We start from the raw sequence: 16,324 nt of genomic DNA on the forward strand, positions 1-16,324 counted from the left end.
AAGGACTGAGTTATGGCTCTTATTGAACAACTCAAAGAAGAGCAAAAATTAGCGATGAAAGCCAAGGACAAACCGCGCCTTGGCACTATCCGCTTAGCTCTTTCAGCAATTAAGCAACGTGAAGTTGACGAACGGATCACTCTGAACGACGACGACATTCTTGCTGTATTAGTTAAAATGGTTAAGCAACGTCGCGATTCTGTTGCTCAATATGAATCAGCAAATCGTCAAGATCTTGCTGACGTGGAAAAAGCAGAAATTACGGTACTTGAAGGCTTTATGCCTCAACCGCTAACTGATGAAGAAGTTATTGCACTACTTGATAGCGCAATCGCCGAAGCTCAACCAGCGGGCATGCAAGACATGGGTAAAGTAATGGCTATCTTGAAACCACAAATTCAAGGGCGTGCAGATATGGGTAAAGTTAGTGGTTTAGTTCGTTCTAAACTCGCTTAATCCCAAATCAAATTGCAACAAGCCGTGCAATCCTTCGGAACGCACGGCTTGTTTGTATCTGTAACCTATTCAAACTATTATTATCCACACTCTCAGTTAGTGCATTTTTCTAAGGTTTTATGGCAGGACACATCCCGCGTAGTTTCATCGATGATCTCCTAGCGCGTCTCGACATTGTCGACATTGTGGACGCACGCGTGAAACTTAAGAAAAAAGGCAAAAACTATGGTGCTTGTTGCCCATTCCACAACGAAAAGACCCCTTCTTTTAGCGTAAGCCAAGAAAAACAGTTTTATCACTGCTTTGGTTGTGGCGTACACGGTAATGCTATCGACTTCATTATGGAGTTCGAACGTCTCGATTTTGTTGAAGCGATTGAAGAGCTTGCCTCTTTCTTAGGCCTCGATGTTCCTAGAGAGCAACGTAGCGGCGAGATATCAACAGCACCAAGAGCCAACAGCGAACAAAAACGTAACCTCTACGATTTGATGGGCGGCATCAGTAATTTTTACCGCTCTCAACTGAAAATATCAGCCAACAAACCTGCGATTGATTACCTAAAGAATCGTGGCCTTTCGGGCGAGATCGTCCAGAAGTTTGGTATTGGTTATGTGGCCGATGAGTGGGACTTAGTTCGTAAGAACTTTGGCCAACAGAAAGAAGCCCAAGACATGCTCGTGACTGGCGGCATGCTAATTGAGAACGATAAAGGTAACCGATACGACCGATTCCGTGGACGCGTAATGTTCCCGATTCGCGATCGTCGTGGCCGTGTGATTGGTTTTGGTGGTCGTGTATTAGAAGACGGCACACCAAAATACCTCAACTCACCAGAAACGCCTATATTCCATAAAGGTAAAGAGCTTTACGGCCTTTATGAAGTGCTGCAAGCCTACCGTGAACCGCCGCAAATACTTGTGGTTGAAGGTTACATGGATGTCGTGGCACTCGCGCAATATGGTGTCGATTACTCAGTAGCATCACTGGGCACCTCGACAACTGGCGACCACGTTCAAATGTTGTTTCGTCAAACCAGCACTGTGGTTTGTTGTTACGATGGTGACCGAGCCGGTAAAGAGGCCGCATGGCGCGCACTAGAAAACGCACTTGAGTATCTGAAAACCGGTAACACGCTTAAGTTTCTGTTCTTACCCGACGGTGAAGACCCAGACAGCTATATTCGAGAGCACGGCAAAGCCGCTTTCGAACAACTGGTCCACAATGCGACGCCGCTTTCGACCTATTTGTTCGATAACCTAATTGAAATACACAAGTTGAACTTGGGAACAACCGAAGGGAAATCAGCACTGCGTGCACACGCCAGCGCCTTGATTAACAAAATTCCTGACAGTTACTTCCAAGAATTGCTCGAAAAACTGCTCGATGAGCGCACTGGATTTGATAACCAATTGCGACGTGCGCGTGTTCATACACAGAACCCGACACCTCAACCGCATAAAGAGCTGAAGCGCACTCCAATGCGTGAAGTTATCGCTTTGCTTATCCAAAATCCGAGCTATGCTGATATGGTACCGGATTTATCAAGTGTCAAAGGCTTACAGTTGCCTGGGCTAAGTTTATTCGTCGAAGTACTTGATAAATGCCACGCGCATCCCCATATCAACACAGGCCAATTATTAGAGCATTGGCGACACAATAAACATGAGGCTCTTCTGTCTCGTCTCGCGAGCTGGGAAATCCCCCTCGACGAAGACAATCAAGAAGACATATTTTTAGACTCATTGGACAACATACTTGCCCAGTGCGTTGAAAAACAAATTGAAAACCTGCAGGCCAAAGCAAGAAGCGTCGGTTTATCAGCCGAAGAAAAAAGGGAGCTACTAGCTTTAATGCTAGATCTAAAAGCGTAACCCTGTTTGATTAGTCAGCATTTAATAAATTTGTTAACATAATTGGTTTGCATTTGAGAATGCAACGTCCTTCACCAGACCTGAAGTTGGATATCATCTATGGATCAAAATCCGCAGTCACAGCTTAAATTACTTGTTATTAAAGGCAAGGAACAAGGCTATCTGACCTACGCCGAAGTAAACGACCACCTACCTGCAGAAATCGTGGATTCTGAACAGGTAGAAGACATCATTCAAATGATTAACGACATGGGTATCAAGGTAGTTGAAACTGCACCTGATGCTGATGATCTAGCACTTAATGATGACGATGCCAATATAGATGAAGATGCAGCCGAAGCTGCAGCTGCTGCGCTTTCAAGCGTAGAAAGCGAGATTGGCCGTACTACTGACCCAGTTCGTATGTACATGCGTGAAATGGGTACAGTTGAACTACTGACTCGTGAAGGCGAAATCGACATTGCGAAGCGTATTGAAGATGGTATCAATACAGTTCAACTATCGGTTGCTGAGTACCCAGGCACTATTCCATACATCTTGGAACAGTTTGACCGCGTACAAGCAGAAGAGATTCGCTTAACAGACCTAATCAATGGCTTTGTTGACCCAGACGACGATGGCACAGCTGCGCCAACGGCGACTCACATCGGTTCAGAACTTGCTGAAACTGATCTGGAAGACGAAGACAAAGAAGACGCAGAAGACGACGAGGAAGAGGAAGAAGAAGATACAGGTATCGATCCTGAACTTGCTCTTGAGAAGTTCACAGCACTTCGTACTAGCTACCAGAATCGTCAACTAGCGATCAACGAGTACGGCCATGAAAGCCCGAAAGCAATGCTTGCAACGACAATGATGCAAGACGTATTCAAAGAGTTCCGTCTAACACCAAAACAGTTTGATTACCTAGTAAACGAACTGCGTAACTCTATGGATCGTGTACGTACTCAAGAACGCCTAATCATGCGTCAAACGGTTGAGTACGGCAAAATGCCGAAGAAATCTTTCATTGCTCTATTTACTGGCAACGAATCTAGCGAAGCATGGTTGGATGAAGTTCTTGCTTCAGACAAGCCATACGCAGAAAAGATTAAACGTAACGAGCACGACATCCGTCGCTCTATCCAAAAACTGGATATGATCGAACGTGAAACGTCTCTTACTGTTCAAAGCATCAAAGATATCAGCCGTCGTATGTCCATCGGTGAAGCGAAAGCTCGTCGTGCGAAGAAAGAGATGGTTGAAGCGAACTTACGTCTAGTAATCTCGATTGCTAAGAAGTACACAAACCGTGGTCTACAATTCCTGGATCTAATCCAAGAAGGTAACATCGGTCTGATGAAAGCCGTAGATAAGTTTGAATACCGTCGTGGTTACAAGTTCTCTACTTACGCTACTTGGTGGATCCGTCAAGCAATCACTCGTTCGATTGCCGACCAAGCTCGTACTATCCGTATTCCGGTTCACATGATCGAAACGATCAACAAACTAAACCGTATCTCTCGTCAAATGCTACAAGAGATGGGTCGTGAACCACTTCCGGAAGAGCTAGCTGAACGCATGCAAATGCCTGAAGACAAGATCCGTAAAGTACTGAAAATCGCTAAAGAGCCAATCTCAATGGAGACACCAATCGGTGACGACGAAGATTCGCACCTAGGTGATTTCATCGAGGATACAACGCTAGAACTACCTTTAGACTCTGCAACGGCAACAAGCCTACGCGGTGCAACTAAAGACGTTCTTGCTGGCCTAACTCCTCGTGAAGCTAAAGTACTGCGTATGCGTTTCGGTATCGACATGAACACTGACCACACTCTTGAAGAAGTGGGCAAGCAGTTCGACGTAACTCGTGAACGTATCCGTCAGATCGAAGCAAAAGCACTGCGTAAACTTCGTCACCCAAGCCGCTCAGAAACTCTGCGTAGCTTCCTAGACGAGTAATCACACGCTTTAGTGTGGTTAGCTTTTAAGCATAAATTAGAAAAGGTGAGCGTTGGCTCACCTTTTTTTTATCCGTATGATTTAAGTGGCTAAGATGTAAGCGGAATTGCCCCTTATAGTGTCTAGACACCACTGAATGCTTCCCCTATAATCTATGCCCTACGGCCCCTTAGCTCAGTGGTTAGAGCGCACGACTCATAATCGTTCGGTCCCCAGTTCAAATCTGGGAGGGGCCACCAAATTAGAAAAGCCAGAACAGTTCACGCTGCTCTGGCTTTTTGCTTTTCTGATTCAGTACCAATCACACCCTGCACTTCCGAACCAAAAACGAATCGTCCCGCACACAATTCCAATTGCCTCTCTGTGACTAAACATACTTTTCTTTTATAAAAAAATCGGCAATATGAGAGTACATAAATCGCTCAATAGTTCAGGGAAGACTCATGAAAGACGAAACACTCTCGATTCACTTCGGTTACGACACTGATCCAACAACCAAATCGGTTGCCACTCCAATCTACCAAACCGTCGCGTACGAATTCGATGACGCACAACACGGCGCCGACCTCTTCAACCTTGCGGTGCCAGGCAATATCTACACTCGCATAATGAACCCAACCAATGATGTGTTAGAAAAACGCATGGCCGCCTTAGAAGGAGGTATCGCAGGCTTAGTGGTAAGTGCGGGCAGTGCTGCGATCAACTATGCGATTCAGACGTTGGCGCAAATCGGTGACAACATTGTTTCAACACCTCAGCTTTACGGTGGTACTTACACCCTATTTGCTCATATGCTGCCAAACCAAGGGATCGAAGTTCGTTTTGCTAAAGACGATAAACCAGAAAGCTTAGCGGCACTGATTGACGAAAAAACCAAGGCGGTTTACTGCGAAAGTATCGGTAACCCAGCAGGTAATATTATCGACTTAGAGCGTGTTGCAGAACTTGCCCACGCACAAGGAGTGCCTGTGATTGTTGATAACACAGTCGCGACGCCTGTGCTGTGTAAACCTATCGATTTTGGTGCTGACATCGTGGTGCACTCACTAACTAAATACGTGGGTGGTCACGGTACAACGTTAGGTGGCGTGATTGTCGACTCAGGTAAATTCCCATGGGCACAGCACAAGGACCGCTTCCCTGTGTTTAATCAGCCAGAGCCTTCTTATCATGGCGTGGTTTATACCGAGGCCTTTGGTGAGGCTGCGTTTATTGGTCGTGCTAGAACGGTTCCCCTACGTAATACAGGTGCAGCACTGTCACCAATGAATGCTTTCATGTTGATGCAAGGTTTGGAGACGTTGTCGCTACGCATGGAGCGACACACAGAGAATGCCTTGAAAGTAGCGGAATACCTCAAGCAACACGAGAAAGTCAGTTGGGTAAGTTACGCTGGCCTGCCTGATTCAGAATTCTATCCACTCGCTGAAAAGTACATGCAAGGTAAGCCATCGGCCATTCTATCTTTTGGTTTAAAAGACGGTTATGAAGCCGGTGTTCGCTTCTATGATGCACTGCAAATCTTCAAGCGCTTAGTTAACATTGGCGATGCGAAATCTCTCGCTTGTCACCCAGCTTCGACGACACACCGTCAACTAAGCGAAGCTGAACAGAAACAAGCCGGTGTATCACCGGAGATGATTCGCCTATCAGTAGGTATCGAGCACATTGACGATATCTTGGCTGACCTAGAGCAAGCACTGAGCGCTTAATGACGCTACAGCTAGCTCTAACACTGATCGTTAACTAACAGACATAAAAAAGCCCATCACAGGATGGGCTTCTTATTATCTATATCTTAGGTAAGCTGTCGATTACTCAACTGTTACCGCTTTCGCTAGGTTACGAGGTTGGTCAACGTCGGTACCTTTTATTAGTGCGACATGGTAAGACAGCAGCTGCATCGGTACTGTGTAGTAGATAGGCGCTGTTACTTCACTTACGTGAGGCATCTTGATGATCTTCATGTTCTCATCGCTTTCAAAGCCCGCATCTTCATCAGCGAATACGTAAAGTAGACCGCCACGAGCACGCACTTCTTCAACGTTCGATTTCAGCTTCTCTAGCAAGTCGTTGCTTGGTGCAATAACGACTACAGGCATATCTGCATCGATAAGAGCCAAAGGACCGTGCTTAAGCTCACCAGCTGCGTATGCTTCTGCGTGGATGTAAGAGATCTCTTTCAGTTTAAGAGACGCTTCCATCGCGATTGGGTAGAACTCACCACGACCCAAGAACAGTGTGTGATGCTTATCAGCAAAATCAGGTGCCAGTGCTTCAATTTCTTTATCGAACGCTAATGCTTTCTCGATATCAGCAGGCAGTTGGTGAAGTGCTTGAACGATTTCCGCTTCTTTTTCTTCATTGATACGACCTTGTAGACGACCAATTGACGTTACCATCATCAGCATCGCTGCTAGTTGAGTTGTGAAAGCTTTAGTAGAAGCAACACCGATCTCTGTTCCTGCGCGAGTCATGAAGGCAAAATCAGATTCACGAACCAGTGAAGAACCCGCAACGTTACAGATAGTCATTGCAGACATATAACCCTTCTCTTTTGCAAGACGAAGTGCAGCAAGCGTATCCGCCGTTTCACCAGATTGAGACAGAGTCACCAATAGGCTGTTCGGACGAACAACGAAATCACGGTAACGGAATTCAGAAGCAATCTCTACGTCACAGCTTACGCCAGCTAGAGATTCAAACCAGTAACGCGCTGCCATGCCTGAGTTGTAAGACGTACCACATGCGATGATCTGCACGTGTTCAACCTTGCTTAGGATCTCTTCAGCTTTAACGCCGATCGCGTTAGTGATAACCGAAGTGTCAGAGATACGGCCTTCCATTGTATTGATCAGCGCTGTTGGCTGCTCGAAGATCTCTTTCTGCATGAAGTGGCGGTATTGACCTTTGTCACCTGCGTCGTGTTCAGCGTTTGACTCAACGATTTCACGCTCAACACGCTCACCCGCTACATCAAATACCGTAACATCACGACGAGTTACCTCAGCAACATCACCTTCTTCTAGGTACATGAAGCGACGAGTTACGCTCAGTAGCGCCAGTTGATCAGAAGCAAGGAAGTTCTCGCCGACACCAAAACCGATAACGATCGGGCTACCAGAACGAGCTACAACGATACGGCTAGGATCTTTACGATCAACCGCAACCGTGCCGTACGCACCGTCTAATTGTTTTGCTGTTTTCTGTAGCGCTTCAACCAAAGAAGCTGAAGTGCGAAGTTCCCACTCAACTAAGTGAGCAATAACTTCTGTATCCGTTTGTGAAGTAAATACGTAACCACGCTCTTGCAGCATAGCGCGCAGTGCTTCGTGGTTTTCGATAATGCCATTGTGTACAACGGCAATATCACCAGACATGTGTGGGTGTGCGTTCGCTTCAGACGGCTCACCGTGTGTCGCCCAACGTGTATGAGCGATACCTGTACCACCAATCACTTGTTGCTCTTCTACTGCGTCAGCTAGCTCTTGTACTTTACCTAGACGGCGTACACGAGTTAGGTTAGATTCAGTATCGACTACAGCGACACCAGCTGAATCGTAGCCACGGTATTCTAGACGACGAAGGCCTTCTACTAAAATTTCAGCTACATCACGCTGTGCTACTGCACCAACAATTCCACACATAGTTTCACTCCATCAATTTTGTTTTATTCCTATTGGCAGCAAGCAAAGGCCAAATCTTCATTAAGATCAATTATAGGAAGGTAAATGCATAATACTTAAATTTGTTTTTACGCTGGATCGGTCAGGATCACTCGAACATCATGTGATTCGATACTTGCTTTGGATTCTTCGCCTAAGTCTGTATCGGTAATTAAGATGTCAATGTGTTCCCATGCCAGCTCTAAGTTCGGGATCTTTCGTCCCACCTTTTCCGACTCAACCATCACGATCACTTCTCGTGACACTTCAGCCATTACTTTGCTCAGGCCAACCAGTTCGTTAAACGTGGTTGTGCCTCTATCGAGGTCGATACCATCAGCCCCAATAAATAGTTGGTCAAAATCGTAAGCACGAAGTACCGACTCTGCAACTTTGCCTTGGAAAGAGTCCGAATGGGTATCCCAAGTGCCGCCAGTCATTAATAACGTCGGCTCGCTTTCAAGCTCATTAAGCGCATTAGCAACGTGCAATGAGTTGGTCATAACAACCAAGCCACGCTTAGCATTAAGCTGCTGAATTAGAGCACCGGTCGTACTGCCACTATCGATCACGATGCGGTTATGGTCGCGAATTAAATCTGCAGCGGCTTTTGCCAATGAAATCTTTCGAGTCGAAACTTGTTGACCCAGTTCTTCGTTGACAACCTCTTTCGGTAACGAAATCGCACCACCATAACGGCGTAAAAGCTGACCGTTTTTCTCTAAAGACGCCAAGTCCTTTCTAATAGTGACTTCTGAGGTTTCGAACTTAGCGGATAATTCATCAACACTAACCTCCCCTTTTTCATTCACTAGGTTAGAAATTGCATGTCTTCTGAGCTGGGTGTTTCGTTTCGACATTTAAAAAAGGCCATTAAGTTTCGATATGAAACATATTATAGTTACAACGAAACTATTTAGTCCATTTATTTTAATCCAAAAAATTAATAAATAGCGATAAAACCTTGTCCTAAGACAATTGTTAAGCAGTGATATTGAACTCATTAGGTGGTAGAATCCGCACCCGAAAAGAAAAAAAATTACAAAACTGACTGTTATTTTTTTGCAACTTACCCCCTATATAGTGGGGTAAGTCACAGAAAACCGATATTGAATCAAAATCTTTTAGTCATAAAATGACTAAAATTGATGAAAGACTTACAACTCTGAAGGACATATTGGAAGTCCCGCGCTTTTACACAACAGGCACAAAATGTTGATGTAGCGGACCAATCTTCAGAACTTAAATAAATTTCAAATTGTAACAATACTTACCGGAGAGTACCTTCCATGAAAAAGACCAAAATCGTATGTACGATTGGCCCTAAAACTGAATCTGTAGAGAAGCTAACTGAACTAGTAGATGCTGGCATGAACGTTATGCGTCTTAACTTCTCTCACGGTGATTTCGCAGAGCACGGCACTCGTATCGCGAACTTCCGTAAAGTAATGGAAAACAAAGGTGAGCAACTTGCTATCCTTCTAGATACTAAAGGTCCAGAAATCCGTACTATCAAACTTGAAGATGGTAACGACGTAGATCTAGTAGCTGGTCAAGAGTTCACTTTCACAACTGACGCAACAGTTGTTGGTAACAAAGACGTAGTAGCAGTAACTTACCTAGGTTTCGCTAAAGACCTAACAGCAGGTAACACTATCCTTGTTGATGACGGCCTAATCGAAATGGAAGTTATCGCAACAACAGAAACTGAAGTTAAGTGTAAAGTTCTTAACAACGGTGCTCTAGGCGAAAACAAAGGTGTTAACCTTCCTGGCGTTTCTGTTCAACTTCCTGCTCTTTCTGAGAAAGACAAAGCTGACCTTAAGTTTGGTTGTGAGCAAGGCGTAGATTTCGTTGCTGCTTCTTTCATCCGTAAAGAAGAAGACGTTAAAGAAATCCGTGAGCTTCTAAACGCTAACGGCGGCGAGAACATCCACATCATTTCTAAGATTGAAAACCAAGAAGGTGTAGATAACTTCGATTCAATCCTTGAAGCTTCTGACGGCATCATGGTTGCTCGTGGTGACCTAGGTGTTGAAATCCCAGCTGAAGAAGTAATCTTCGCTCAGAAGATGATGATCGAGAAGTGTAACCGTGCACGTAAGATGGTTATCACTGCAACTCAAATGCTTGACTCTATGATCAGCAACCCACGTCCAACTCGTGCTGAAGCGGGTGACGTTGCGAACGCAATCATGGATGGTACTGATGCAGTAATGCTTTCTGGTGAAACTGCTAAAGGTAAGTACCCAGTTGAAGCTGTCACTATCATGGCTCAAATCGCGAACCGTACTGATTCAGCTCTTAAAGCTGAGCTAGGTTCTCGTCTAGACAGCCCACGTCTACGTATCACTGAAGCAGTATGTAAAGGCGCTGTAGACACAGCAGAGAAGCTAGCTGCTCCTCTAATCGTTGTTGCAACTGAAGGCGGTAAATCTGCACGTTCAGTACGTAAGTACTTCCCAACTGCAAACATCCTAGCTCTAACAACTAACGAAAAGACAGCTGCACAGCTAGTTCTTACTAAAGGTGTTAAGCCAGTTCTTGTTGACTCTATCGAGAACACAGACGCGTTCTACATCAACGGTAAAGAAATCGCTCTACAATCTGGCCTAGGTAACAAAGGCGACATCGTAGTTATGGTTTCTGGTGCTCTAGTAGCTTCTGGTACTACAAACACGGCATCTGTTCACGTTCTATAAAAATGAACCGATTCGCATAAAATATAAAAGAGGGCTTCGGCCCTCTTTTTTTATGAAACAAAATCTTGCCTAACTTTTCAGTACGCTGTATTATCAATCACAATAGAACTACGTACTGTTAACCTCCAACTGACTCTTTCTAAGAGACGGATTAGCAGACTAGAAATCATATATAGATGAGGTTTGTAATGTCTAGTCCTACGCTCACTGACAAAGTATCAAAGATGATTCGCCAAGATATTCTTAATGGTGAGTTAACCCCAGGCCAAAAGCTTGTTGTTGCTGATCTAAAAGCACGCTACAACGTTGGCGCATCCCCTATTCGCGAAGCCTTGGTACAGTTATCTTGGAGCAAATACGTAAAGCTAGAGCCACAAAAAGGCTGCTGGGTATCTCCTGTATCAAAGAAAGAACTGAATGACCTATACGAAAGCCTTCGTGTTGTATCATCGGTTCTGCTTAAAAAAGCGATTGCAGCAGGTGATGAGAGCTGGGAACTGGATGTACTAACGTCTTACCATAAACTATCGCGAGTACAGTACGTATCTGAAGAGTTTGACTGTGTAGAATGGGAAGAGCGCCACCAGCAATTCCATGTCGCACTGCTTGAAGGTGCAGATTCAGAGAACATGTTTAAGTTCTTTGATGACCTAATTAACCAAGTGAAACGTTACCGCTTCCTCGCTATGTCTGCAGAAAGCGCATCAGATGATCTGTTCAATATTGATGAACACGAAATGATCATGAAACTAGTACTCTCTAAGAATGTAGAACAAGCGACTGAACTGCTTGATCAACACCTGCTAGGTTCAATGAAACGAATTGAAGAAGTTATCGAAGCGGCATAACGCTAAAGTAGCTTCTAACCAAATAAAAACGGAGCCCAATGGCTCCGTTTTTTGTTTCCAGTATTACGACTGAACTACCACCCAAAAAACTCTTTGTGATGAGTATTGAGCAGCACAACCATAGGTAAAAAATACAATGCACTCAATTGAAAGCCAAGAATGGCTAATGTGCCTATGGTTAACCTAACTAAAAAATCGACAAACATACCACGCCTCTTTTAACCAGACTGTATGATCCCCAAACTCTTGCTCCAGCTAACCTAATTCTACTGCTGCCTTTCAAACCATTGAAAAGGCTAGCTAATCAGTTGAATTAAGTTAACGGTGTCATCCTTTTACATCTGGTAAACACTCTATTTATTACACCGTTAAGCACGATGTAATCTGAAGCAAGGTAGTTTACTTATTGTTCATTTTAGCTCAAATTTCCACCAGCATTAGACTTTAGTCTAACTGTATAGATTTTGTGACATAGGTCGCTCAAAAGTGAGATTCCTATAAAAAGGGGGAGAGATAAAGTGAGTCGGGCCGCGACTTGAAGAGGTGAAGGAAATAGAAGACAGGACTAGATAGAAGCGACCCTAAGCGACATCATCATAGCTAGGACACATAGAGACCGTATTACGGCCAGACGATTTAGATTCGTAAAGCGCAACATCCGCACACTTGTATGAGCGAGTGCTGTTACTGGTTAAATCCGTAAAGCCAACACTCACTGTTACCTTAGTTCCGGCCGCTAGCTCAATCTCGATTCGTAAGCGATCCAATACGCGCTTTGCTTCTGGCAGTGAGGTGTGTGGCATCAAGAGTGCAAACTCTTCCCCTCCGACACGTGCAACAAAATCCGTCCCACGAAGACTGTCTTGCAGAAGCTTAGCAACACCAGCAATCACACGGTCACCTTCGTCGTGGCCAAGTTCATCATTGATTCGCTTGAAGTTATCGATGTCGACTAAGGCTAAGCAAGTGGTCGTTTCGTTCGGGTAACGCTCAACCAAGCGAGAATAGTAGGCCAGCTGCTCTTCGAATTTTCGTCGGTTCCAGAGATTACTCAAAGAGTCACGTTCACTTAAAATCCTCAAACGTACCTCAAGCTCCTTCCTTACGGAAATATCAACCAACGAGGTGATGTAGTAACTGACTTTGCCTGAATTGTTTTTGACCGCATGCACTCGCATGATCGCAGTAAAAGGAATACGCAGCTTGTTCTTACACTGAACCTCCCCTTCCCATACTTCTTCTTGCTCTAAATGACTCCAAATAGCCGAGCTTGAGAGCACTTGGTCGGTATTCTCAAGCAGCAACTGCAATGCATTTTGACCGATCACCTGTTTTTTGCAGTACCCAGTCATGTTCTCAAATTCGTTGTTGATCATCATTGTGCGGTGCTGCTTGTCAGAGATCATCACTGCCGACATACCATTCAATGCGGCGCGTGCCAATTTACTCTCTAGGCTTCGGCGTCGGCAGTGCGTCACCAGGTAAGCAAACGGGAAAGCGAATATCAGCACCGTAATCAGAACAATGATCTCTTCATGGGCCAAATCATCTAGATCACGCTCAGCCCGATCCATCAGTTGCTTTTGATTAAGTTGAATCAGTAAATGGACCTTTTGACTGTTCGCGAGCATAACCGTGTTAAAGGCAAACAAATTACCATCTTCAAAAACGTATCCCACCTGATCATTGGAGATCGCATCCCACGTCTTCGGCGCGATATTTTTCAGGTTATAGCCTTTTCTTTCAGGAATAGAGTCTCCGAACAACTTACCGCTGTTGTTACTCGCGATGAAGTAACCCGCGTCATTGAGAACTTCTGCTCTAAGATCGTTATCTGGTGAAAAGCTCAGACGCGACGATAAGCCCCATACATCAAGATTGATGACGAGGTAGCCTACTCTTTCGTCAGGGGTTTCTACTGGGGTAAAGACACGGATTACCGGCGAATAAGGGAAGGTGACTTCACCATGCTCAGTTTCAAGCTCAATACCCCAACCGCCAATCTGTTCGGCTTCTAGTTTTTGAGCGTATTGGAAGTAGTTAGAATCCGACCTATCTTGCAGCTGTTGAGGAAACGTCACTCTACCGGTATCAGAGGAATAGTTAACACGCACCAATTCTTTGCCAGTGACATCTAACAGATGGATTTGTGTATACCACTTCTGGTTCACGAGAACAGATTGCCAGACCTCTTCAAGTAGATGTTTGGTTTGGTCTGAGGGAGAGGAAGCAAAGTTAACCAAGCTCTGGCTATGACTGAGTAGCTCCATGACCGAGACTAACTGAGTCTTGAGAAGATCATAATCTCGCTTGGCATACACTAACTGATGAACGGCTTGCTTAGCTGAGTAGTCAAAGCTCTGCTGTTTTACTTCTTTGTAGCGCTGCAAATAATACAGACATACTGCAGAAGACAATATGATAGAGATAATCAGCAATGTAATTATTGATTTTTTATTTCGCATTGCTAACTCAGATGAATGGAAGTGCAGCGCGGGATTATAGCACTCTAAAAAATTAACAAAATAAAAGCCGCTTAAAAAAGCGGCTTTAAAGTTATTTTTTAAAGACTTATCGTCTAGGCTTTCAACGCACGTTCGCCTCGTGCGATGCCAACAACACCACTTCGAGCTACTTCAAGCACTTCCGTCACTTCAGACAGCGCCTGAATGAAGGCATCCAGTTTCTCGCTAGTACCCGCCATTTGAACCGTATATTGAGAAGCCGTAACATCAACGATCTGACCACGGAAGATATCCGCTGTGCGCTTCACTTCCGCACGAGCAAAGCCGCTCGCACGTACTTTTACCATCAACAGCTCACGTTCAATGTGTTCAAGTTCAGACACTTCTTGTACTTTAAGTACGTCGATTAGCTTATGCAGTTGTTTCTGAATCTGCTCAAGCTGCATTTCGCTCGAGTTAGTAGTGACGTTCAAACGAGACAGCGTCGGATCATCGGTTGGAGATACGTTCAAAGACTCGATGTTGTAGCCACGCTGAGAAAACAAGCCAACCACACGAGAAAGCGCACCAGGTTGGTTTTCCATTAGTAGTGAAATAATGTGTCTCATATTATGTTCTCTCCGTTTTGCTTAGCCACATGTTATCCATACCCTCGCCTTTGATCTGCATTGGGTATACGTGCTCGGTGTCATCCACACTAATATCGACAAATACCAAACGGTCTTTCATCGCTAGTGCTTTTTCCAAACCTGATTCCAGTTCATCCGGAGATGAAATGCGCATACCAACGTGGCCATAAGCCTCAGCGATAGCAGCAAAATCAGGAACAGAGTCCATATATGAGTTAGAGTAACGGCCTTGATAAACAATGTCTTGCCACTGTTTTACCATGCCTAGGAAACGGTTATTAAGATTAATAATCTTAACCGGGATATTGTATTGCAGTGCTGTCGACAGCTCTTGGATATTCATTTGAATACTGCCGTCACCGGTTACCACAACCACCTCTTCATCTGGCTTAGCAAACTTAACGCCCATACCAGCAGGCAGGCCAAAGCCCATCGTGCCTAGACCACCAGAGTTAATCCAACGACGTGGCTTGTTAAACGGGTAGTATAAAGCAGCAAACATTTGGTGTTGACCTACGTCAGAAGCAACATAGGCATCGCCATTGGTTACTTTATGCAGTGTTTCAATTACTTGCTGTGGTTTGATGCGCTCAGACGATTTCTCGTAAGCTAGGCAGTCACGCTCTTGCCACTGCTTGATTTCACTCCACCAGCTTTCAATCGCTTCTGCATCGTTAGTGCCGCCTTGCTCAACGAGCAAGTTCACCATGCTCTCTAGAACCTTTTCAGCAGAACCTACAATCGGTAGATCCACTTTTACGTTCTTAGAGATCGAAGATGGGTCGATATCAATGTGCATGATCTTCGCATCAGGGCAGTACTTATCTAGGTTATTAGTCGTTCGATCATCGAAACGTACGCCAATACCAAAGATCAAATCCGCATTGTGCATCGCCATATTGGCTTCATATAAACCATGCATGCCTAACATACCCAAAGAGTTCTTATGGGTGCCAGGGAAAGCGCCAAGCCCCATTAGGGTGCTTACCACAGGTAAATTCAGTGCCTCTGCTAATTTTAACAGCGGCTTATCTGCCTCAGAAATAACCGCACCACCACCGACATAAAGTACCGGCTTCTTCGCTTCAAGAAGGGCTTTTAGCGCCTTTTTGATCTGACCTTTATGACCCGTAACCGTTGGGTTATACGAACGCATTTTGAGCGTTTCTGGGTATTCATAAGGAAGCTTGATTTGTGGGTTTAAGATGTCTTTCGGCAGATCAATAACCACAGGACCGGGACGCCCTGTCGTTGAAATATAGAATGCTTTTTTAACGACTTCAGGGATATCTTCCGCTTTCTTAACTAAGAAGCTGTGTTTAACGATCGGGCGTGATACACCCACGATGTCACACTCTTGGAAGGCGTCGTTACCAATAAGGTTATTTGGTACGTTACCAGAAATAACAATCATTGGGATTGAGTCCATGTAGGCTGTTGCAATACCAGTAACGGTATTGGTCGCACCTGGACCAGAACACACAAGTACTACACCCGGTTTACCAGTAGAACGAGTATAGCCATCTGCCATGTGGGTAGCGGCTTGTTCGTGTCGTACTAATACGTGTTTAATTTCAGCAGTTTTAGCATGCAGCGCATCGTAGATATCAAGTACAGAACCACCTGGATAACCAAAGATTTGTTCTACACCCTCTTCAATTAGAGACTGCACCACCATCTCAGCGCCGGATAACATTTCAGCGCCGGATGACATGGCTGTTTCAGGTTTTGTTGTCATATTGCT

At 44.8% G+C, this 16,324-nt stretch carries 11 protein-coding genes and 1 tRNA gene; 7 read left to right on the top strand and 5 right to left on the bottom strand.

Translation table 11 applies throughout. The features are described from left to right. Window positions 1–12: 12 nt before the first annotated feature. The 5 genes from LMH68_RS05850 to LMH68_RS05870 all read left to right on the top strand — a co-directional run bounded on the left by LMH68_RS05850 (window position 13) and on the right by LMH68_RS05870 (window position 5,983). A complete protein-coding gene (locus LMH68_RS05850) occupies window positions 13–456 on the top strand; it encodes a GatB/YqeY domain-containing protein (RefSeq protein WP_017069475.1) in 444 nt (147 codons plus the stop codon). 119 nt (window positions 457–575) lie between these two features. Continuing rightward, entirely contained in the window at window positions 576–2,327 is a 1,752-nt protein-coding gene (gene dnaG, locus LMH68_RS05855; RefSeq protein ID WP_017069474.1) for a DNA primase, read from the top strand. Between the two features lie 99 nt (window positions 2,328–2,426). Beyond that, entirely contained in the window at window positions 2,427–4,271 is a 1,845-nt protein-coding gene (rpoD, locus tag LMH68_RS05860; RefSeq protein WP_048614894.1) for an RNA polymerase sigma factor RpoD, read from the top strand. 163 nt (window positions 4,272–4,434) lie between these two features. Further along, window positions 4,435–4,510 (top strand) — tRNA-Ile (locus tag LMH68_RS05865). A gap of 204 nt (window positions 4,511–4,714) precedes the next feature. After that, window positions 4,715–5,983, top strand: coding sequence for an O-acetylhomoserine aminocarboxypropyltransferase/cysteine synthase family protein (locus LMH68_RS05870; protein ID WP_017061406.1), 1,269 nt, complete (start codon window positions 4,715–4,717; stop codon window positions 5,981–5,983). A gap of 102 nt (window positions 5,984–6,085) precedes the next feature. On the opposite strand, the gene glmS is transcribed toward LMH68_RS05870, so the two are convergent. Together glmS and LMH68_RS05880 are read right to left on the bottom strand one after the other, a co-directional pair. Then, entirely contained in the window at window positions 6,086–7,918 is a 1,833-nt protein-coding gene (glmS, locus tag LMH68_RS05875; RefSeq protein WP_017061405.1) for a glutamine--fructose-6-phosphate transaminase (isomerizing), read from the bottom strand. A 107-nt stretch (window positions 7,919–8,025) separates the two neighbouring features. After that, window positions 8,026–8,796, bottom strand: a complete 771-nt coding sequence (locus LMH68_RS05880; RefSeq protein WP_017061404.1) for a DeoR/GlpR family DNA-binding transcription regulator — start codon at window positions 8,794–8,796, stop codon at window positions 8,026–8,028. Between the two features lie 429 nt (window positions 8,797–9,225). Between LMH68_RS05880 and pykF the strand changes: the two genes are divergently transcribed. Further along, window positions 9,226–10,638, top strand: coding sequence for a pyruvate kinase PykF (pykF, locus tag LMH68_RS05885; RefSeq protein ID WP_017061403.1), 1,413 nt, complete (start codon window positions 9,226–9,228; stop codon window positions 10,636–10,638). A gap of 176 nt (window positions 10,639–10,814) precedes the next feature. Beyond that, window positions 10,815–11,486 (top strand): GntR family transcriptional regulator, encoded by a 672-nt coding sequence (locus LMH68_RS05890; protein ID WP_080582236.1) that lies wholly within the window; start codon window positions 10,815–10,817, stop codon window positions 11,484–11,486. Window positions 11,487–12,067: 581 nt separating this feature from the next. Here LMH68_RS05890 and LMH68_RS05895 read toward each other — a convergent pair. From LMH68_RS05895 to LMH68_RS05905, 3 genes are all read right to left on the bottom strand, one after another. After that, window positions 12,068–13,951, bottom strand: a complete 1,884-nt coding sequence (locus LMH68_RS05895; protein WP_102332760.1) for a diguanylate cyclase — start codon at window positions 13,949–13,951, stop codon at window positions 12,068–12,070. A gap of 113 nt (window positions 13,952–14,064) precedes the next feature. Further along, complete coding sequence (gene ilvN, locus LMH68_RS05900) at window positions 14,065–14,559, bottom strand: acetolactate synthase small subunit (protein ID WP_008219984.1); 495 nt, start codon at window positions 14,557–14,559, stop codon at window positions 14,065–14,067. A gap of 1 nt (window position 14,560) precedes the next feature. Next, window positions 14,561–16,318 (bottom strand): acetolactate synthase 3 large subunit, encoded by a 1,758-nt coding sequence (locus tag LMH68_RS05905; RefSeq protein WP_017062926.1) that lies wholly within the window; start codon window positions 16,316–16,318, stop codon window positions 14,561–14,563. Window positions 16,319–16,324: the final 6 nt, after the last annotated feature.

The organism is Vibrio sp. F13 (genome assembly GCF_020806305.2).
GTDB classification, from domain to species: Bacteria; Pseudomonadota; Gammaproteobacteria; order Enterobacterales; family Vibrionaceae; genus Vibrio; species Vibrio crassostreae_C.

Coding starts and splice junctions, on each gene's coding strand:
- LMH68_RS05850 (WP_017069475.1), top strand. CDS start 13: ATGGCTCTTATTGAACAACTCAAAGAAGAGCAAAAATTAGCGATGAAA.
- dnaG (WP_017069474.1), top strand. CDS start 576: ATGGCAGGACACATCCCGCGTAGTTTCATCGATGATCTCCTAGCGCGT.
- rpoD (WP_048614894.1), top strand. CDS start 2,427: ATGGATCAAAATCCGCAGTCACAGCTTAAATTACTTGTTATTAAAGGC.
- LMH68_RS05870 (WP_017061406.1), top strand. CDS start 4,715: ATGAAAGACGAAACACTCTCGATTCACTTCGGTTACGACACTGATCCA.
- glmS (WP_017061405.1), bottom strand. CDS start 7,918: ATGTGTGGAATTGTTGGTGCAGTAGCACAGCGTGATGTAGCTGAAATT.
- LMH68_RS05880 (WP_017061404.1), bottom strand. CDS start 8,796: ATGTCGAAACGAAACACCCAGCTCAGAAGACATGCAATTTCTAACCTA.
- pykF (WP_017061403.1), top strand. CDS start 9,226: ATGAAAAAGACCAAAATCGTATGTACGATTGGCCCTAAAACTGAATCT.
- LMH68_RS05890 (WP_080582236.1), top strand. CDS start 10,815: ATGAGGTTTGTAATGTCTAGTCCTACGCTCACTGACAAAGTATCAAAG.
- LMH68_RS05895 (WP_102332760.1), bottom strand. CDS start 13,951: ATGCGAAATAAAAAATCAATAATTACATTGCTGATTATCTCTATCATA.
- ilvN (WP_008219984.1), bottom strand. CDS start 14,559: ATGAGACACATTATTTCACTACTAATGGAAAACCAACCTGGTGCGCTT.
- LMH68_RS05905 (WP_017062926.1), bottom strand. CDS start 16,318: ATGACAACAAAACCTGAAACAGCCATGTCATCCGGCGCTGAAATGTTA.